Origin of the sequence: Roseiconus lacunae (genome assembly GCF_008312935.1) — a bacterium.
In the GTDB taxonomy this organism is placed as follows: Bacteria; Planctomycetota; Planctomycetia; order Pirellulales; family Pirellulaceae; genus Stieleria; species Stieleria lacunae.
In genome coordinates, this window is record NZ_VSZO01000001.1 from 1,614,574 (window position 1) to 1,633,352 (window position 18,779).

Sequence of the window (18,779 nt, forward strand, 5' to 3'; positions counted from 1 at the left end):
GTCGACTCCGAATCTTCTCGTTCCCAAACAAACCGCGTCGCATAGCAAACTCCCCCACGCCTTAGAAACGCATGTATCCCCGCTGATGGGTCGTTACGGTAGAGGAGTCAGAGTGGCGGTGCAACTGCACTGGGGGTCGGCTACGTAGTTCTTAATGAAATCCTTTGGAATATTGTACAAATGGTTTGCTGCCGGCCTGTTCCCAACTACTCGATCGTCAATTTCGAGTTCCTGTTGCCGCGAACTCTGACAGTAGTATTGTGTATTGGTTCAGCGTGAATTGGAGTCGATCGAGATCGCTGTTATTCAACAGGGGAAGCAAAGTGGGGCTCAAGTTGAAGTGAGTCCCGTTTCAAAACGTCAGACAGTGGAACCAAACCCGAATAGACGTTGGATCCAGGATGGAAGTTTTTTCGCATTGACCGAAACATCGAAGGAAACAGTGGCGGCATCACAAGACGCCGCTGCCCTTCGACGTTTCACTTGGCACGGCGCTTGAATTGGTCCTCATCAGGGCTCTATCCTCCGACCAAGCGGTTGCAATTTATCTCGCGCTCACAACGACCGCAGTCAAGCAGCGGCCTGCTGACGTCGCTTTCGACGTTGCTCACGTGCGGCCTGTAATTTGCGGTCGCGTGAAGCGAAGTCTTCCGTTTCCGCACCGGCGAGTTTCGTGTGCGGCGTCACGCACCCGATGGCACTGTGAAGACGAACTTCGTTGTAGTGCCGTACATACTCCGTGACGATTGAACGCGCGTCGTCCAGTGAAGAAATGTACTTCTCGCGGATGCAATTGCTTTTGATCGGGCGGTGGTAACGCTCAATCTTGCCATTGCTTTGCAGGGAAATAGGGGGACGTTTTCACGTGCGTCATTTGATCGTGAGGTTTCGCGGGCTGTCCAAAGCCAGTGCCCTTCCTGGACTTCTTGCCATTAAACCGATCCATTTCACGATCTGCTTGGCGGGCGTCTCAGCCCGGTTGGACCAGTACTCGATGTAGTCGACGATGGAGTCTCGCGTGTCATGGGGCCCCACGCGCCAGTAAGGGTTCCCCAAGTCCTTTTTTAGCTGAACGTGCTCCTGAAGAAGTTCAGCGACGACTTCGTTTTTTGCAGGATCTGGCCTCAAGTGCCTCGATCTTCTTGTCTTTGCGGTCGTCCGCCTTGCGTTTTCGGCTGGGCCTGGTAAACGCGGCTTCGGCGTTTTCAAAGAGCTCTCTCTGCCACTGATAAACCTGAGTGGGTTGCAGCCCAAACTCGTCACAGAGGTCAGAAACGGGCGTTTTGTCGACTAAGTATCGCTTCACGACAGCGGCTTTTTCTTGGGCGGTGAACATGCTTCGAGATCGTGCCATCGAGATGTCCTCCTTCGGACTGTAGGGTAAGCGATCAGGAGCAAACTTCCGATTCAGCTGAAGAAAAGCATTCCGAAGTCCGACACGTGAGTTCAGATTGCTTGTGAAACAGACCGCGGTTGCGACCTGCCTGTCCAAGCCGTGACGGTCTGGCGGCCGGTCGATTACAATGCGGGGACCTTCCTTCATCCGTCCCTCCTCTCGCATTGCATCTAAATCGATGAATCGAATCCTAGCCTGGGCGTTTGCCTTGCTTCCTGTCGCTGTTTTCGCAGGTGACGTAAAGATCGTCGACGATGGCAACAAAGCCGTCGTCACCATTGATGGCCAACCGTTTACTGAGTACCGCTACACCGGCTACGCCAAGCCAATCTTGTATCCCGTTATCGGTCCCGGTAACAAACCGATGACGCGGAACTATCCGATGGTTAAAGAGGTCGAGAACGAAGCCAGCGACCACCCCCACCACAAGTCGATTTGGTACACGCACGACGAAGTCAACGGTGTTCGCTTTTGGATGGAATCACCGGAGGGGCAGACGATCAAAAATGTTGGCAAGCAGGTTTCAACGTCACTGAAGATTGATGGTGATTCGATTATGACCACCAGTGATTGGCGTAGTGCCGATGGCGAATCCGTTTGCACCGACGAACGAGTGATCCGATTCGGAACGATCGGTGACGCTCGTTTCATCGACTACGAAGTCACTTGGATCGCAAGCTCGGGAGACCTCCTGATTGGCGATACCAAGGAAGGCACCATGGGGATCCGTACCCATCCAAATCTGAGGCTTAAAGCATCACCCAAACATGGCAACCACACCGTCAGCGGACAAAGTGTCAACAGCGAAGGTGTTCGTGGCGCTGCGATGTGGGGCAAGCGCGCCGCTTGGGTTGATTACTGGGGCGAAATCGATGGAGACACGGTCGGTGTCGCTATCTTTGATCATCCAGGCAATCCTCGGCACCCGACGTGGTGGCACGCTCGTGACTATGGCTTGGTAGCCGCCAATCCCTTCGGCATTCATGACTTCGAAAAGAAAGCGGACGGCACCGGCGACATGACACTTAAGTCGGGTGAAAAGATGACTTTCAAGTACCGCTTTGTTTTCCATCCCGGAGACGTCGAATCGGCAAAGATTTCCGAGCGTTATCAAGAGTACGCGAAGTAATCGCGATCGGATCAAGTCCCCGAGCGGGTTCGCATTGCTCGCTCAGGTATTTGCTCGCTCAGGTATCACTCAAGCGTCTCCGGCGTGCAATGGCCGCACGGCGTTGAAAAGTTTCAGCGCGTCGGCGGTCATGCGAACGTTGTGAACGCGGATCACGTCGGCTCCCATCGTTGCAACCGCCAAGCTGACGCCCAGTGTGCCCGCATCGCGATCGGCGGCTTTGTCGCCAATCGCTTTGCCGACGAACCCTTTTCGGCTGTGTCCGATTAGGATCGGCACCCCGAGATCACAGAAGCGGGCGGTGTGTTGCAGCAGCGTCAAATTGTGTGCGTGTGTCTTGCCAAACCCGATTCCTGGGTCCAAGCAAATACGATCACGGGCGATGCCGGCGGCTTCGATCACTTGTAATCGTTGCCACAAGTAGTCGTAGATTTCTTCGACAACATTTTCATAGCAGGGATCATTTTGCATCGTTTGCGGAGTGCCTTTCATGTGCATCGCACACACACCGGCACCGCTGGAAACGGCGACGTCCAACATTTCAGGATCGCCTTCCAGACCCGTGACATCGTTGATGATCTCGGCGCCGGCCTTGAGTGCGGCCTTTGCCACGGCGGCTTTACTGGTGTCGATGCTGATCGGGATTGTGAGTTTACCCGACAAGCCCTCGATGACCGGTAGCACGCGACCGAGTTCATCGTCGGTCGCGACGGGATCACTGTAGGGACGCGTGCTTTCCCCACCGATGTCGATGATCTCCGCCCCGTCGTCCTGCATCTGCAGGGCGACTTCGATCGCCCGTTGAAGCTCGTTGTGTCGACCGCCATCGGAAAAGCTATCCGGGGTGACATTTAGGATGCCCATCACCAGCGGGCGATGTTGTAGCGAGAGGGTTCGCGTCCCCAAGTTCCAGACGTCGGGCCGAATCGGCGAGGTGGATGAAGTTGTCATCGCCACAGTTTGACCGTCTCGCCTGATCTCGACAACACGCCGGGCCTGTCGGGATTGGTGATTCGCCGTTCGGCTTACCAGCGCGATTCCATTTGAGAAACGATTCGACCGGCAAGCTGTTCGATCGCTTGTAGATTCGCGGTGTCGATCGATTGGCCCGCTTCGGGGACGAAGCGGGCATTTTGGCTGAAGCCGGTGAGGTCACCGGCTTCAGCGGCGACGCTGTTTTGCATCAACGGTTGACCGTTTCTTGATGTCCAGTTCGCATGTACCGTCACGGCCGTATCGAGGGCTCTCGGATCGTCACTGAGGGATTCGGTGAGCACTGTTTTCGATTGCGAAACGATGGTGCATGACAACACCGAATCGGCGGCCGGGTTACTGACGACTTTATACGGCGTCCGCCGCTGGACTTCACGCACCAAGGCTTCGGTCAATTGCTTGCCAAGTTCGGGGCGGAACGTTTCGTTGCGGACGACTGGAATATGGATCGTCTGGATGCCAACCGGGTAAAGCGCGTCGGCGCCAAACCGATACGTCGCGCAACCGGTCGATAGCGTCATCCACATCACGCCAAGGGCGATCGCGACAAGCGCACGGGACTTCGCATTCAACAGTGAACCATCCATTGCCAGGACCTACCGAAAGAACGATTCGTTTGGCGGAGGCTCGCTCTCGCCCGCATCACCTTCGGTCGATCGCAACGACTCGACCGTGACCAGTGGTGGTGATTGTTTGGCGGAGGGAAATAGTTTTGTCATAAACGCGAGTGGTTTGTCGGGTGAACCTGGTAGTTCTTCGATTTGAGCCAACCGTTCGCGAGCTTGTTCGGCCTGTGGGGCCTGCGGGTGGTCTCGGAGCAGCATGCGATATAGATCACGGGCCGAAGCGTATTCGCGTTGTTTTTCGCGAATGTCGGCTCGATAGCTGAGTTTGGCGGCCTTGTGATAGTCGATCTCCGCCGCCGCCCGTGCGACCATGTCGGCATACTTTTTGTCTTTTAGTTTGTCAGGAAATCGTCGACGTGTTTGCTTGACCAACACGTCCGCTTCGTCCAGCATCCGTTCGCTGTAAAGCGGGCCGGCATAGACTTCTAGTTTGCAACGGATTCCCAACAAGTGTGCCAGAAACAGGTGATCGCTATCGGAAAACGTTTCACGCAGATCGGCAAGGAACTCGTCGGCACGTTCATAGTCACCACGTCGAATGTATTCCGCTGCCGCGGCCATCGTGGCGTCGTCGGCGAGCTTTCCGGTCGGATCGTCATAGCGAATCTGGTCGAGCACTCGGATCGCATGGCTTGCCGAATCACGCATCGGCCGTTTGTCGTCGAAGAAGTTCAACGTGTACCAGGACTCGCTGCCCGATTTGTCCAGGTCGATCCAGTATTTACTGATCGCAAACAGACGTGCCGCGGCGCGGTCGGAATGTCGGTTGCGCGGAAATTCCTTTTGCAAGATTTCGAACGCATCCCGGGCGTTGTTCAAGTCATCGGCGAAGAAGTACGCCTCACCTTTCATGAACAAAGCGTCTTGATGAATCGCCGACCCGGGGGCTTCCTTGGTTGCCTTGTGAAACAGTTTGGCAGACTGCTCAAACATCTTCGTGCGTTGCTCGTCGGGGGCACGCACGGCTTCACGAAAAATCGCGTCAGCTTCGAGGTACAATTCCTTGGCCCGTGGCAAGTCTTCCGATTGCCCGGTGACGTAGCCGACGAGGTGACTGGAACCAAACCGATTTGTCCCCGGTTTGCGTTTCGCACCGCCGACCTGTGATGCGACCTCGGTGGATTCGTCGTCCGAATCCGCATCGCCGCTGGAGACAAACGGGAGCGGCGGAAAGAACCGCTGCTCGCCGGCCGAACCGCCGAAGGTCTGACAACCGGCGACACAGACGACCAGCAACAGAGCCGATGGTGTGACGCGGATCAACGGATTAAATTGGTTTTGCTTGACAGTTCGTCTCATGCGTCCGGTTCCATCCGGGCGGGCAGAAATGGTTGCATCCGAGGCATCGTGCCAAGGATTGCTTGGATGTATCGGTTCAGCAGGCCTCGTAATTCCGCATAAACTGAGGCGGAAACCGTGACAGGCTGGCGGGTGTGAGGTGCTAGCAATTGCTCGAGTTGTTCGACGGTAGCCACGGCGACGTTGACGATCGAAACTTGTCGGCTGCGGCACTGGGGGCAGACCACACCACCGGCGATCGGGGCGAAGGGCATTCGGCGATCACGTGGAACGGTGTTCCCACAGTCGGCGCACTGGCGAGTGGTCGGTGCGTGTCCGAGCAATCGTAGGGCGGCGGCTTCGAAACCGAGCAGCGTCGCAGCCGGATTCCCCGTCCCGTCGATTTGCCCGAGGGCATCGATCGCGGCGTCATAGAGCGCCGGGTGCGGGTCGTGATTGTCCGTCAGTAAGCGAAGCATTTCGGCGACGTAGTATCCCGCGTACAGGCGTTGGAGTGATTTTTCGGCTCCACGAAATCGTCGTTGGAGCTTGGCCTCGGTCAGCAAATCGAGCGCATCGGAGCTTTTCCGAATCAGCACTACACGACAGACGGCGAGCAGGTCAAGCGATCCTTCGAAGGAACTCTTCGGGCGGCGCGCGCCTTTGGCGAGCGCCGCAAGTTGCCCAAAGTCCCTGGTTAGCAGGTGAACGACGAGACTGGTTTCACTGAATTCGATCGTTCGCAACACGATCGCCGTCGTCAATTCGGCGGCCATTACAGCTCGTCGTCGTCTTCGCCCAGTTCGCCGAGAGACGCTAAGAACTCGCTCATTTCGGCGGCGGCATGCCCGTCATTTTGGGTCCGGGCTTGTTCAATTCCCTCACGCAACTGCGTTCGTGCCTGGTCGATACGGCCGAGGTCGACCAACTGTTGGGCCGCCATAAAGTAAGCCGGCACGTAGGGCGGCGAATCTTTGGTTAGCTCGCCCAGTTTTTGTAAGCTCGATTCATGATCGCCTTCCTTGCGAAACTCCATCGCCAGGGAGTAACGCAAGAACGTGTCGCCGGGTTCGCTGGCGAGCATCTCAAGAATTTTTTCTTTGCGCGACATCTAAAATTCCTTTTTCCAACGTTGTCCACCGCCAACGCTCTCGAAGTGCAAATTGGTCAACTGTTCGCTAAGAGTTGACGATTCGGCATCGATCACTGTTTCGACGCGGAACACACAGCGGGTGGCCATCGACTGGACCATGACGGAGACCAAAAAGACCTCCGCCGGTGTTAACTCGTGTGGTCGTTCGATGACCGAAAGATCCAGGATCGCTTCGCTGCAGTTCATCACTTGGGCTTCGGGATCGCTCAGCCACAAACGGCAATGGGCCAATCGATCGCCGTTGCGGTGATTGATCAACTGATAGTGTTCGATATCCATATGCGCCATCGCTGACGCGTAGCGGGTTTGTTGCGGAACGACACCACTGCATTCGCTTCGGGTGGTGCGTCGGAACTGCATCATTTCGCGATTGACCGGCGGACGGTAGGGCGCCGTGGTGACGGCCAATCGTTCGTAGCTTCCACCGGGACGAAACCCATGCCGTGAAAGTAATGATGAAACCCGGACGTCGTAGTCGGGAACGCCGATTCCGTGACCGATCGGAGGCAAACCGACATAGCCACATTGCTGGTCGCGAAGGGGGCCCGCCAGGATGGAGTGGCACCCCATCGCTGCGATCCGGTCCATTGCCGCCAGCAGCAAGTCATCGCAACATTCTAGACCGGCCGGCGTGAAGCAAATCGCGGACAAAATCGCGACATCTTCGGCCGATTGGTCATCGATCGACTGCCCCGGACGGGTAAAGTGACACCAGGCTTCGACTTTTCCGTCGATCGTCGCGACCAGTAACTCGCGGCTGGTGAAGAACATCCGCGACAAGATCGCCCGTTCGATGATCGTTGTGCTCACCGGCGGCGGCGCACCGGTGGCGGACCAGTGTTGGCTCCAAACCCTGGCGAGATCGGGAAGGTCGGCGTTGCAAAAGTCGCGGATTTCGGGCATTTGACGTAAGAAACTTCTCTGATCAGATTACCGAGGCGATCGGAATCCGGTTAAAACACCGCCGATGCCGTGCGGGGAAATTGTCCAAGGCGACTTCCTCCGACGCATCCACGATGACCTGGAACTGGCTGTTCAAATCGCCACCTATCGGCCAGCATACTGACTTCAACTTCATTTGGTTACCGCCCTAGTGGTCGCGATGTCTTCCGACACTTTGCAATCCGTTTCGCGAAAGGATCCCGATGAGGTTCCGCGACCCGTTTTGCCTGCTGACCGGCGGGTACGACAGGGCGGCTGGATCTTTATCGGCTCGCTGTTGGTGTTTTTCGTCACCAGCATTTTACTTTACGGCATTTACGCCTACAGCCGATGGCATGATAGCCACCGAGCAATCGTTTTGCCCAACGCGTTCTTGATAAGCACGGTTTGTTTGCTTGTCGTCAGTGGTTTCGTTCACGCGGCGACGCGAAGTGTGCGCCGCGACCGGTTTCAGCTGACCGCGGGCCTGTTGGGCGCGAGCACTTTGGCTGCGGTGCTGTTCATGTTGATTCAGTGCTGGGGAATGCTGACGCTACTACTCGGCCGCGATGCGTTCGCCGGGACCGGACAGGGTGTCGCGGGGATGGTGATTGTCCTGGCCATTCTGCATGCGCTGCACGTCTTTGGTGGAATCATCGCCCTGGGGATCGTCGCGGCTCGGTCATTGTTCGGGCATTATGACCACGAGCGTCACTGGCCGGTCGACTTCGCCGCCCACTATTGGCACTTTTTGGACTTGGTCTGGATCAGCATGATGATTGCGTTCTGGACGACGACCGGCGGTTTTCGCTTCTAGGCAGAGCTTCTAGGCAGAGCTTCTAGGCAGAGCGTTTGTGGGTCGGTATCGAACCAGACATGATCGCTTTGACGTTACTCAATCGCGGTCAATTTGGCATCGATTCTGAATCGATTCTCGCCGCTTGGCATTCGTCTTTACGCCGCGTGGCCCACTCTCGTACACTCGGCTCGCTCACCGCAGCATGGGACCGCTGCGCGCACCTGAACTTGCCAAAGGAAGGGCCGAATGTACCGCTGGTTACTTTGCTTTCGATACCTGAAAACGCGTTATATCGCGCTCGCTTCGATCATCAGTGTCACCCTGGGGGTCGCCACCTTGATCGTCGTGAACGCGGTCATGAGCGGCTTTTCCGCCGAGATGCATGATCGGCTACATGGGTTGGCATCGGACATCATGATCGAATGTCATGCGACCGGCGGGATGCCGGACCCGGAAGGTCACCTGCGTGAAATCGAACGCATCTGCGGGCCGGCGATTGTCGGATCCTCGGTCAGTGTCAGCGTTCCGGCAATGCTTGGGATCGACTTTCGTGGCCAACGCCTCGGTCGGCATGTCAACCTGATCGGGCTCGATCCAGAGACCTATAACAGTGTCAGCGATTTTGGCAAGTACTTGCTGCACCCTGCCAACCAAAACTCAGCCAGCTTTCGACTTCACGACGCTGGCTACGCCCCTGATCGCAGCGAACTGAAGCTCGCCGGCTGGGAGCACCGTAAACGACGCGTCGCTCAAGATCGTGAGATCGAAGCAAGCATCGCCGAACAACGACGCGTACTCCAGGAACTCAAGCGGCAGCAGATGACGCAGGAGGAACGCGCGGCGGAGATAGCGGCCAGCGAATCGGCTGCCGCCGGGCCTTCGATCGGACCGCAGTTCGCCGCGGGCATGTTGGAGTCCAGTACGGAAACACCGGCTGGAGAAACACCGACTGAAGATACACTGACCGCTTCGATCGATCCGATGGAGGAGCAGTACGACGGCATCATCTTGGGCATCTCGACCTGCAGTGTCCGAACGCGCAATGCTGCGGGCGACGTCGAAGATGTGTACTACGCCCAGCCCGGCGATGACGTGCGGATGATGTTTCCTAGCGCCAGCGAAGACACGAAAGTGTTGAACCAAAAGTTCACGGTCGTCGATCTCTATGAATCCGGAATGAGCGAATACGACAGCACGTTCGCCTTCGTGCGTTTGGATCGCTTGCAAGAACTTCGCGGGATGATCGATCCGCAATCCGGCGTTCGCAGTGTCACGACGATCCAATTAAAAGTCGCCGAAGGCGTGGATTTGAATCTGGTCCGCGACGCACTTCGCCGCCGCTTCCCGGCGGGGATTTACCCGTACAACATCCAAACATGGCGTGACCTTCAAGGCCCGTTGTTGTCGGCGGTTCGTTTGGAAACCACCATCTTGAACATCTTGCTGTTTCTGATCATCGCGGTGGCCGGCTTTGGGATCCTGGCGACGTTCTTCATGATTGTCGTCGAAAAGACGCGCGACATCGGAACGCTCAAAGCACTCGGCGCGTCCGGCCATGGCGTTAGCAGTATCTTTCTCTCCTATGGTTTGCTGCTCGGTTTCGTCGGCAGCGGTGCGGGATTGGTCGGTGGGTTGCTGTTTGTTGACAACATCAACGGAGTCGCTGGTATTGTCGAGCGGATCACCGGCCAAGAGGTCTTTGATCCAACGGTTTATTACTTCAGCGAGATCCCGACGATCATCGAACCGTTGACCTTGGTTTGGGTGATGATCGGAGCAATGACGATCGCAGTGTTGGCGAGCGTCTTGCCGGCGATACGGGCGGCACGGATGCACCCCGTCCGCGCACTCCGTTTTGAATAATCGATTGGCGATTCGATCTCACCAGTCATTTGACACTGAATTCCCTCCGCTGCCCCCCCAACTCCCCGAACACCATGTCCGATTCCATTGTCCTCCGTGCTTGTGGTTTGAAAAAAAGCTACCACAAGGATCGGATCGCAGTTCCCGTTCTTCGTGGCGTTGACTTGGAAGTTGAGCAGGGCTTGGTCACCGCTCTGGTAGGCCGCAGCGGTAGCGGGAAAAGCACACTGATGCACTTGCTTGCGACACTGGACCGCCCCGATGAAGGCGAAGTCTGGTTTCAAGGCAGCCGAGTCGACAATGCCTCGCGGGCCAAACGCGACCAATTCAGAAACCATGACATCGGCGTGATCTTTCAGTTCTATCACTTGCTACCCGAACTCTCTGCGATCGAAAACGTTTTGGCACCGGCGATGATCGGCCAGAGTTTCTTTCGCTACTTGAAAAATCGAAGCGAAAACCGGAAACGAGCCGAAGCGATGTTGGATCGAGTCGGTCTATTGCACCGGGCAACCCACCGGCCCAACGAAATGAGCGGTGGAGAGATGCAACGGGTCGCGATCGCTCGCGCATTGATGACCGATCCGAAACTGCTGCTCGCCGATGAACCGACAGGCAACCTGGATACCGAAACCGGTCATGACATCCTGATGCTACTCGATGAACTGAACCGTACCGATGACCTCACGATTTTGATGATCACCCACGACGACGAAATCGCGGCCGGCGCCGATGTCTGCTGGCGGATGAAAGACGGCTTGATCGAAGACAACCGCGCACCGCAGGCGGCCGCGGCGTAAGAGCCTATCCAGAAGCCGCGACCAGTTCGGTCGGAATACATTCGCTTCCGGATCGGTTCCGGATCAACGAAATGCTTACAGTCGATCGTTGAGATAATCCAATCGGCGAATCAGCTGGCCTTTCTTGTTCACCGGCACGATCAGTTGCAACTTGCTGGTATCCATCTTGTAGTCATGGAAATCCGTCAGGAAGACGATCGTGTTGAGGATCCGTAGGGCTTCGGGTTCATTGGTCGCACGTTCCATCGATCGTCGCATGAACGGTTCGGTCTCGATGTCGGTGTTCATTTCGAGGTATTCGGCGGCGCGAGCGACGACCAGTGGTTCGACGTCGGTCAATCGTTTTTCGATCAGCGGCACCAGTGTCTGTGCTTCGTCGCCAAACGTGCTGCAAGCAATCAATGCCCAATAGCGTACCCACGCGTCGGACTCCTGTTCGGGGTCCAGAGCGCGTTGCAGTTGCGGCATCGCTTCGGCAAACGGCAGCAACGACAAGTTCACCGTGTCGATATATTTGACGATCTGACCAGAATGTGATTGGGCGAATGCGATCGGATTCGGTGTCGCCTCATCCACCATCACCGCTTCGGTTACAAAGCTTAGGTCGGGCATTGACTTTAATCGATCGTCAAGTTGGCGGCGCATCGTTTGTAAACGCGATTGCTGACCGGGATCGTCGGCCAGATTGTTTACCTCATGCGGATCACTACTGAGGTCATACAGCGCTTCGGCCGATTTTGGTGCGAAGAACTGCGCGGCCGGTCCGGACAACTCGCCCGCCTGATATAGCTTTCGCCATTGTTGGTAGGCGGCACACTTGTAGCGATAGTTGTTCTGCAGCCCGTCCGGATAAAACGGTTCGAAGTTGCGAACATATTTCCAGTCGCCGATTCGCAGCGTGCGAATCAAGTCATACTTTTCGTCAAACCGATCGGCATACCCAAATGCCTCGTCACGCTTGTCGACCTTTTCCGGATCGGCATCCATTCCCAAGAATGGTTTTCCGTCGACACCTTCGGGTTGCTCAAGTCCGGCAAGACTTAGCACGGTGGGACCGAAATCGACGAACTCGACGAAACCTTTGGTGCGGCTGCCGAGCGTGCGGCCGGCCAGAGCTTTGAATCGTTCGGGAACGCGGACGACCAACGGAACGTGTAGGCCCGATTCGTAAGCGTAGCCTTTCGAACGAGGCAACACGCCCCCGTGGTCACCGAAATAGAACACGAACGTGTTCTCAAGTTCGCCGTCGGCTTTCAATTCCTCGATCACGCTGGCGACCTTCTGATCGATGATCATCATTCGGTCGTGATAGCGAGCACGGGTGTAGCGAAACAGCGGGGTGTCGGGGAAATACGGCTGAAGTTTGACGGACTCTGGGTCAGTTTTGGTCGGACTATCGGTGACGTCCGAGGCGGGAAAGTGCAGTTGGCTTTCGTGTGAATCCGTAAAGGTTCGGACATGAAAGAACGGTGCCGACTTGTCGTTGCGGTTTCGCCAATGGGCTTTGCGGTTCGATTCGTCCCAAACGTCCGAACTTTTCACCGCGTTGTAATCTTCTTTGCTGTTGTTGCTGGTGTGGTAACCGGCTTCACGCAGGTAGGCCGGAAACATTTGTACGCCCGGCGGCATCGTGGCTGCGGTGTCCCGGCGATGAAATTGCGTCGCGATTCGCGGGCCGTAGCAAGCGGTGATTAACGTCGTACGAGCGACCGAGCAAACCGGTGCGTTGGAAAACGCGCGGTCGAACGTGATCCCATGGGCTGCCATCGCTTCGATGTTCGGTGCCGGCGCCCCGGCGGGATCGAAATGACGCAAGTAATGGATCGAATTGTCCTCGGACATGATCCAAACAATGTTGGGCCGCCGCGGGGTGGAATCTGTGCCGGAATCAGCGTCTTCGGTCTGGGCATTCAGCCGAGACGTAAGCGTAGGAAGCAGTGTTAGTAACGTGGCGGCGACCAGGAATGATCGCCAGAGGGGGGTGCGGTTCATTTATTTGAGCTTTGTCAGCGAAGCGAAAAAGGGAGTCGAGATTGGATCGTGGGACGAGGAATTGGCTCGGAAACGGAGTCTGGGAAAAGTCAAGTGAGGGTGGCTTGTCCGATAAAGCGTTGATTTTACCCAAATTACGTCGTTGGGGACCGGAAGTTCGAAAACAAGGCTTGCCGTATCGGGGCGACCCTGGGCATAATTCGCGGCTCGAAATTAATCCCACTCCTCTTGATTGACGACCGTCACTGGTTCATTTTCGATGTCAAAGAGCAAGAAGAAAGCCGAAACGATCTTCCTCGTTTGCGAAGAAACCGGCGACTACAACTACACACTGAAACGTAAGCCGGGCGGCGAGAAGTTGCGATTGAAGAAATACTGCCCCCGTGTTCGCAAGCATACCTGGCACGCCGAGAAGAAGAAGTAAGCTCTCGGTTGTTGCGCAAGCCAACCAGATTGCTTACGATACTGTCAGCCACGGTGTGGTTTCCAAACATTTCGCTTGGATAACTGTGGCCACCGGGATGAGTGCAGCCGATTCTGCTGCGCCGACGTTCAGCTCAAGACCTCTTCGAAAACGGATCAGGGATGAAACGAAAGTGGCGGATCGTGCCTCATGACTCCGCCCGCGTTGAGCAACTCATTCGCGGTTCGAACTTGCCACCGGTCGTCGCTCAATTGTTGGTCAGCCGCGGAGTTTACGATTCGGCGGCGGCCGATTCCTTCTTGTCGACGAAACTGACTGGTCTGCGAGATCCGGCGCTGCTGCCTGGCGTTCCCGATGCAACCGAACGGATTGCCAAAGCGATCGAAGACAAACTTCCGATCGTGATCTATGGGGACTATGACTGTGACGGCATGACCGGCACGGCAATTCTCTATAACGGGCTAAAGCTTCTCGGGGCCGATGTCTCCTACCATATCCCAAACCGATTGGAAGACGGCTACGGCCTGAACCCCGACGCGATCAACAAATTGGCCCATCGCGGCAAACGAATGATCGTTTCGGTTGACTGCGGGATCACCAGTGTCGCCTGCGCAGAACTATGCCGCGAATTGGGCGTTCAACTGGTTATTACTGATCACCACACGATCGATGAGACGCTTCCCGATGCGGAAGCGATCGTTCATCCCCGGCTTCCCGGAACCAGCTATCCATTTGGGGAACTGTGCGGTGCAGGAGTGGCCTTTAAATTGGCATGGGCACTCTGTCAAAAAATATGCGGGGCTAAAAAAGTCACCGAACCGATGCGGCGCTACCTCATGCAGTCGCTGACCTTGGCGGCGATCGGGACTGTGGCGGACGTTGTTCCTCTGGTAGACGAAAATCGCATCCTCGTCTCCCACGGCTTACGGATGTTGGCTGCCGAGCCTTCGCCCGGGCTCGCCGAACTGATGAAGGTCGCCAAGCTGACCGACAGCATGACGCTGAATACGCAAAGCATTGCGTTTTCGTTGGCACCGCGACTAAACGCGGCTGGCCGTTTGGGGCAAGCGCAACTGGGCGTCGAACTTCTGACCGCACCGGCGGGCGAACGCGCCCAGTCGCTGGCGGACTACATCGATCAGCTCAACAAGAACCGCGATAGCCTGCAACGCAGCGTGACCTTGGCCGCTCAAAAGCAGGTCAAAGAACGCTTTGATGCCGAGAACGACCCGGCCCTGGTTCTTGCCGGCGTCGGTTGGCACCAAGGCGTGATCGGAGTCGTCGCCGGACGTTTGAGCGACAAGTATGCCAAGCCGGTGATCATTCTTTCGATGGACTCGTCCGGTAAAGCTGACGCCGTCGGATCAGGACGCGTCGGCCCGACGTCCATCAACCTTTACGACGCGTTGGCATCGAGCAGCGAGCGATTGTCTCGCTTTGGCGGACACCGCGCCGCCGCCGGGCTGAGTATCGATGAACGGCAGATCGACGCGTTCCGCGAAGAGTTCTGTGAAGCCGTCGCGCAGCAAATTGCCGAATCGAACGTCGAGCCTGAAATTGTGATCGACGCCGAAGCGCCGTTCGGTCAAATTAACCTCAACACCGTCAAGCAGATTGAAACGATGGAGCCGTTCGGCGAAGGCAACCCTCGCCCGACACTTCTCTGTCAAAATGTGACGCTGGCCGAACCGGCCCGCCGGATGGGCTCCGGTGACCGACACCTGACGGTGCGGCTGGACCAAGGCGGCAAAGTCATTCGCGGTGTCGCGTTTGGCTGTGGTGACTGGTGCGAAGAAATGAATGAGTGCGACGGCCCTATCCATGTTGCCTATCGTCCGGTGATCAATGAGTTCGGTGGCTATCGCCGCGTCGAAGTTCACTTGGTTGATTGGAAACCGGCACAACATGAAGCGCGCGGTTCCGCTCCGATGGCAAAATCACAACACTGACGTAGGCCAACAAGCGACTACTCGCGGCAGAGATTCTTTCGCAGTTCCGTCGCGGCTGCGGCCGGATCATTCGCTTCGTGGATCGCCGCCGTTACCGCGATGCGATGGAACCCCTGGTCGAGCACTTGTGAGACGTTGTCTTCATCGATGCCGCCGATCGCAAAGGCCGGCCGGGGAGTCGCTTTCGTTTCGCGATGAACTTCGGCTAAAAAGTCCAGGCCCGCATGACTGGCAAACGCTTTTGTTCGGCTGGGAAAGGTTGGCCCACAGCCGATGTAATCTGCACCCGCGGCAATGGCTTCATGAACCTGATTAATGTCGTGAGTCGAAACGCCCACCAAAAGTTCGTCCCCGACGATGCGGCGCGCTTGCGCAACGGTTAATTCGTCCTGCCCGACATGGACGCCATCGGCCCCGGTGATCAGTGCGATGTCCGCTCGGTCATTGATAATCAATAGTGCGGACGTTTGTCGAAGTGCTTCGGCGGCGGCCGTCCCCCGCCGGATCAATGTCCGATCGGTTGCCGATTTATCCCGCAACTGAAAGACATCCACGCCGGCTTCGTGTAGCCGCAGAACCGAATCGACCAATGCTTGGTCACTCTTTTGACAATCGATTAACACATACAGGACGGCGTCGGTAAGCTTCGACGTACGGTCACTACGAATCGCTTTTAGCTCGCAGTCTTTGAGCAACGTGTAGGCGCGGTAGCGAATCGCTTCGATCTGCTTCGCGAAGATCGGATCGATCGTCTTGCCGTATTCTTCAATCACTCGCAAGGATTGTTGGATTCGTCCGGCTGCGGCCGCAAGAACATCGCTCAGTTTTGATCGACGGTATTCCTGCGGCGTTTCGATGGTCGTGCCTACATCGGCATCGGTGTTGCGACTGTGCAACAGGCTTTGCCGGCTGAGTTTTCCAAATGCTAATGTCAGGTCATGTCTGAGTGACTTGATCGATTCGGTTCCGACAGGGTCATCAAGTCCGAACCGAAAGAATTCTTCGATCGTTCGCAAACCTTCCGCGACACGATTGGCGGAAGCATCCAAGATTCGATACGCGGTTTCTTGAGAGTGGCTTTCCATGAATTGATCTCTCGTCGTGGTCCCGCGTCGAACAATGAATGAAGACGGGAGTTATCGCTATTGCTTCGCTGGGGCGGTCGATTGGCTGGCAATTGCTTTTTCGACAATCTCTGCGACATGCTGGCCAAGTTTCTTTGAACCTTCGGCAGTGTAGTGAACGTTCTTGGGGCGTTGAAGATCCGCGACCGATTCGGCGTACCGAAACATTGGGTCCGTTTCAATACCACCGACTTTGGCAATCGCTTTCGCGGCGGCGGCATTGTATTTCTTGGAATCGCCGGCAACCCGTCCGCCGGCACCTTCAGGAACCGGGGTCGTCTCGCGCCAAATGACAACTTTCGCTTGTTGCTTGATTCGTCGGAACAGTTTCTCGATGTTGGCTTCGTATTCGGTGATCGGTACTTGCTGATGCGCCCCTTCGGAATCGGGAGCGGCCAAGTTTTCGTTGTTCGGCCCCATATATTTCAAATCGTGCAGTCCCCAATTGGCGTGCACGACGTCCCACTTCCGATCGCCCAACCACTGTTCAATATTCTCGAGACCTCGCGTCGTCGGACCGCAGTTCGTTTTGGGGCGGTAAACGTTGGCCTTTCCGGCAAGCGCCTTCCGAGCATCAACGTGATAACCGATCGAAATAGAGTCACCGATCAGCAGTACGTTCGGCAGGTTGGGATCGGCATCGGGATCCGTAAATGCGGGGTTCTGAGGGCGTTGTGCGGCCGCAGTGAAGCTGACGGCCACGACGAGGCAGGCGACGGAAGTCATTCGCAGGAGGGACATTGGCACTGGAAGGCTAGTAGGGAAACGAAATTGAACCAGACCCCGCACATCGTAATCCCGTGGCGCATCGTCGTGTGCGAGATCGCGATCGCCATGCCGATTCGAAATGCGTGAGGCGGAAGAGAATGGTCAAAACCCGGACTGATGTGTCGGGGCGAACATTCGTGAGCAAAGCTCCCCTCTGACGAGGCGGTTAACGGACAGCCCACAACTTAGGTTGCCATTAATTTGGGGGAAGATTTGTGCGGGCAACTGTCATCCGATTGATCGGAACGGAGCACTGTTAGCCGCACAACCGCGCCAATCGTCGTATCGCAACCGGTTCGACAGATCACTCTCGTCGATCAGCGGACTTTACCGGCGTCCGCTGCGAATCTGACATAGTTTCGATAGTGAGGACGCTACTGAACGGCACGCGTCACCGGACACGAGTCATCGGGTGCGTTCCTCACTACGATTTGAATTAAACCTGGAGTTTGAAAATGAAAAAGTTCGCCAATAGCGTTGTTGAGTTTCTGAAAGAAGAAGATGGCCCCACCGCAGTTGAATACGCTGTGATGTTGGCTTTGATCGTCGTTGTCTGCTTGGCCGCAGTCGGAACGATCGGTACCGAGTCGAACAAAAAGTTCGAAGAAGTCGGTGCTGCCATCGCTGCTAACTAACTTAGCGGCGCAGCTCACTGCCGAGAATTTGATTCTCGTATCGACCCCGATGTCAGTTTTGGCGTCGGGGTTTTTTCATGGGCTTGTGGCACCGCGAAGAAATCCGCGAAGCGTCGCATTGATCACTGTCTTAAGCAAAGGTTTTTGGAACCAATGGCGGGGAACAATTGCATACGTTTGTGCTCCCGCCAGAGGATGGTCGAGGCATCTTATTCGTCACATCTGGATTAACGGCAACGTCCCCGTGATCGGTTGACTTTGTTCTTTCCCTTTTTTTTGACGAAGGCGGTTCGTGACATAGGTTTCTATCGAGAGCGGAACATGATGTTCGCTTCTGGGAGCCGGGCCATCGAAGGTCCAGATGGTGACCGGACAGCCGAAATCCCCTGATAAAGGCAAACCGTTCCGAAAGGGCGGGGCGCAAAGCTACGGGTCCTCCACGCAGGATCGCCGGGCTGCCGAGGGAACGATCGCGAGATCGCCGAGGCATGATGGAGACGTGGCTGCTTCTTTTTCGGGACCTTATTCGCGTTGAATTGGCCCATTAAGTCAACGTCGAAAGCCGAACCTGAGAAGCATTCGGCTTTCAACTGAGGAGTTTGAATAATGAAGAAGTTCGCACATAGCATCGTTGAGTTCTTGAAGGAAGAAGATGGCCCGACCGCAGTTGAATACGCTGTGATGTTGGCCTTGATCGTCGTCGTCTGCTTGGCCGCAGTCGGAACGATCGGTACCGAATCGAACAAGAAGTTCGAAGAAGTCGGAGCGGCCATCGCTGCTAACTGATCAAGTTTTTGGCGACCTTGTGGTATGCCAATGACTGTTTGAGAGACTCTCGGCGTTTGATCGGTGAAACGCGAAATCATTTCACCGGTCACGTCGAGTTCTTTTTGCGCTAAAGAACAAACATGAACTATCCACTGCTTCCC

General features: G+C 56.1%; 19 protein-coding genes and 1 riboswitch. Of the genes, 8 read left to right on the forward strand and 11 right to left on the reverse strand.

From position 1 onward, the window contains the following. Positions 1–570 precede the first annotated feature (570 nt). Positions 571–849 carry an integrase core domain-containing protein gene (locus FYC48_RS28790; RefSeq protein WP_149495877.1) on the reverse strand — a complete coding sequence of 93 codons (279 nt, stop codon included), beginning with the start codon at positions 847–849 and terminating at the stop codon, positions 571–573. Positions 850–1,090: 241 nt separating this feature from the next. After that, positions 1,091–1,354 carry a transposase gene (locus FYC48_RS06050; RefSeq protein WP_200836539.1) on the reverse strand — a complete coding sequence of 88 codons (264 nt, stop codon included), beginning with the start codon at positions 1,352–1,354 and terminating at the stop codon, positions 1,091–1,093. A 220-nt stretch (positions 1,355–1,574) separates the two neighbouring features. Between FYC48_RS06050 and FYC48_RS06055 the strand changes: the two genes are divergently transcribed. Continuing rightward, the gene (locus tag FYC48_RS06055) at positions 1,575–2,525 is read left to right on the forward strand and encodes a DUF6807 domain-containing protein (protein WP_160149351.1); all 951 of its coding nucleotides are present in this window, start codon (positions 1,575–1,577) and stop codon (positions 2,523–2,525) included. Positions 2,526–2,594: 69 nt separating this feature from the next. Here FYC48_RS06055 and folP read toward each other — a convergent pair whose 3' ends face one another. From folP to FYC48_RS06085, 6 genes are all read right to left on the reverse strand, one after another. Then, positions 2,595–3,476, reverse strand: a complete 882-nt coding sequence (gene folP, locus FYC48_RS06060) for a dihydropteroate synthase (protein WP_390622108.1) — start codon at positions 3,474–3,476, stop codon at positions 2,595–2,597. 74 nt (positions 3,477–3,550) lie between these two features. After that, positions 3,551–4,105, reverse strand: a complete 555-nt coding sequence (locus FYC48_RS06065; RefSeq protein ID WP_149495683.1) for an LptE family protein — start codon at positions 4,103–4,105, stop codon at positions 3,551–3,553. Positions 4,106–4,114: 9 nt separating this feature from the next. Beyond that, positions 4,115–5,443, reverse strand: coding sequence for a tetratricopeptide repeat protein (locus tag FYC48_RS06070; RefSeq protein ID WP_149495684.1), 1,329 nt, complete (start codon positions 5,441–5,443; stop codon positions 4,115–4,117). Next, positions 5,440–6,198 carry a DNA repair protein RecO gene (gene recO / locus FYC48_RS06075; RefSeq protein ID WP_149495685.1) on the reverse strand — a complete coding sequence of 253 codons (759 nt, stop codon included), beginning with the start codon at positions 6,196–6,198 and terminating at the stop codon, positions 5,440–5,442. The genes FYC48_RS06070 and recO overlap by 4 nt, the downstream gene beginning before the upstream one ends. Then, positions 6,198–6,533, reverse strand: a complete 336-nt coding sequence (locus FYC48_RS06080; RefSeq protein WP_149495686.1) for a tetratricopeptide repeat protein — start codon at positions 6,531–6,533, stop codon at positions 6,198–6,200. The genes recO and FYC48_RS06080 overlap by 1 nt, the downstream gene beginning before the upstream one ends. Next, complete coding sequence (locus FYC48_RS06085) at positions 6,534–7,478, reverse strand: GNAT family N-acetyltransferase (protein ID WP_149495687.1); 945 nt, start codon at positions 7,476–7,478, stop codon at positions 6,534–6,536. A 199-nt stretch (positions 7,479–7,677) separates the two neighbouring features. Here FYC48_RS06085 and FYC48_RS06090 point away from each other — a divergent pair, with 199 nt between their 5' ends. The 3 genes from FYC48_RS06090 (at position 7,678) to FYC48_RS06100 (ending at position 10,958) form a co-directional block, all read left to right on the forward strand. After that, positions 7,678–8,313, forward strand: coding sequence for a cytochrome c oxidase subunit 3 (locus FYC48_RS06090; protein WP_149495688.1), 636 nt, complete (start codon positions 7,678–7,680; stop codon positions 8,311–8,313). Between the two features lie 228 nt (positions 8,314–8,541). Further along, the gene (locus tag FYC48_RS06095) at positions 8,542–10,158 is read left to right on the forward strand and encodes an ABC transporter permease (protein WP_149495689.1); all 1,617 of its coding nucleotides are present in this window, start codon (positions 8,542–8,544) and stop codon (positions 10,156–10,158) included. A gap of 74 nt (positions 10,159–10,232) precedes the next feature. Then, a complete protein-coding gene (locus tag FYC48_RS06100; protein ID WP_149495690.1) occupies positions 10,233–10,958 on the forward strand; it encodes an ABC transporter ATP-binding protein in 726 nt (241 codons plus the stop codon). Between the two features lie 75 nt (positions 10,959–11,033). On the opposite strand, the gene FYC48_RS06105 is transcribed toward FYC48_RS06100, so the two are convergent. Further along, positions 11,034–12,950, reverse strand: coding sequence for a sulfatase-like hydrolase/transferase (locus FYC48_RS06105; protein WP_149495691.1), 1,917 nt, complete (start codon positions 12,948–12,950; stop codon positions 11,034–11,036). A 259-nt stretch (positions 12,951–13,209) separates the two neighbouring features. Here FYC48_RS06105 and rpmG point away from each other — a divergent pair, with 259 nt between their 5' ends. After that, positions 13,210–13,374: a 50S ribosomal protein L33 gene (rpmG, locus tag FYC48_RS06110; RefSeq protein ID WP_149495692.1), complete on the forward strand. Its 165-nt coding sequence runs from the start codon at positions 13,210–13,212 to the stop codon at positions 13,372–13,374. A gap of 161 nt (positions 13,375–13,535) precedes the next feature. Beyond that, positions 13,536–15,323: a single-stranded-DNA-specific exonuclease RecJ gene (gene recJ / locus FYC48_RS06115; protein ID WP_149495693.1), complete on the forward strand. Its 1,788-nt coding sequence runs from the start codon at positions 13,536–13,538 to the stop codon at positions 15,321–15,323. 17 nt (positions 15,324–15,340) lie between these two features. Here the strand turns inward: recJ and FYC48_RS06120 are convergent, their stop codons facing one another. Both FYC48_RS06120 and FYC48_RS06125 read right to left on the reverse strand, forming a co-directional pair. After that, the gene (locus FYC48_RS06120) at positions 15,341–16,408 is read right to left on the reverse strand and encodes a thiamine phosphate synthase (RefSeq protein ID WP_149495694.1); all 1,068 of its coding nucleotides are present in this window, start codon (positions 16,406–16,408) and stop codon (positions 15,341–15,343) included. A gap of 57 nt (positions 16,409–16,465) precedes the next feature. Beyond that, a complete protein-coding gene (locus FYC48_RS06125; RefSeq protein WP_149495695.1) occupies positions 16,466–17,188 on the reverse strand; it encodes an SGNH/GDSL hydrolase family protein in 723 nt (240 codons plus the stop codon). 482 nt (positions 17,189–17,670) lie between these two features. Here FYC48_RS06125 and FYC48_RS06130 point away from each other — a divergent pair, with 482 nt between their 5' ends. Beyond that, positions 17,671–17,850 carry a Flp family type IVb pilin gene (locus tag FYC48_RS06130; protein ID WP_149495696.1) on the forward strand — a complete coding sequence of 60 codons (180 nt, stop codon included), beginning with the start codon at positions 17,671–17,673 and terminating at the stop codon, positions 17,848–17,850. A 384-nt stretch (positions 17,851–18,234) separates the two neighbouring features. Beyond that, a riboswitch (cyclic di-GMP riboswitch) is annotated at positions 18,235–18,313 on the forward strand. 143 nt (positions 18,314–18,456) lie between these two features. Continuing rightward, positions 18,457–18,636 (forward strand): Flp family type IVb pilin, encoded by a 180-nt coding sequence (locus tag FYC48_RS06135; RefSeq protein ID WP_149495697.1) that lies wholly within the window; start codon positions 18,457–18,459, stop codon positions 18,634–18,636. The last annotated feature ends 143 nt before the right edge of the window (positions 18,637–18,779 follow it).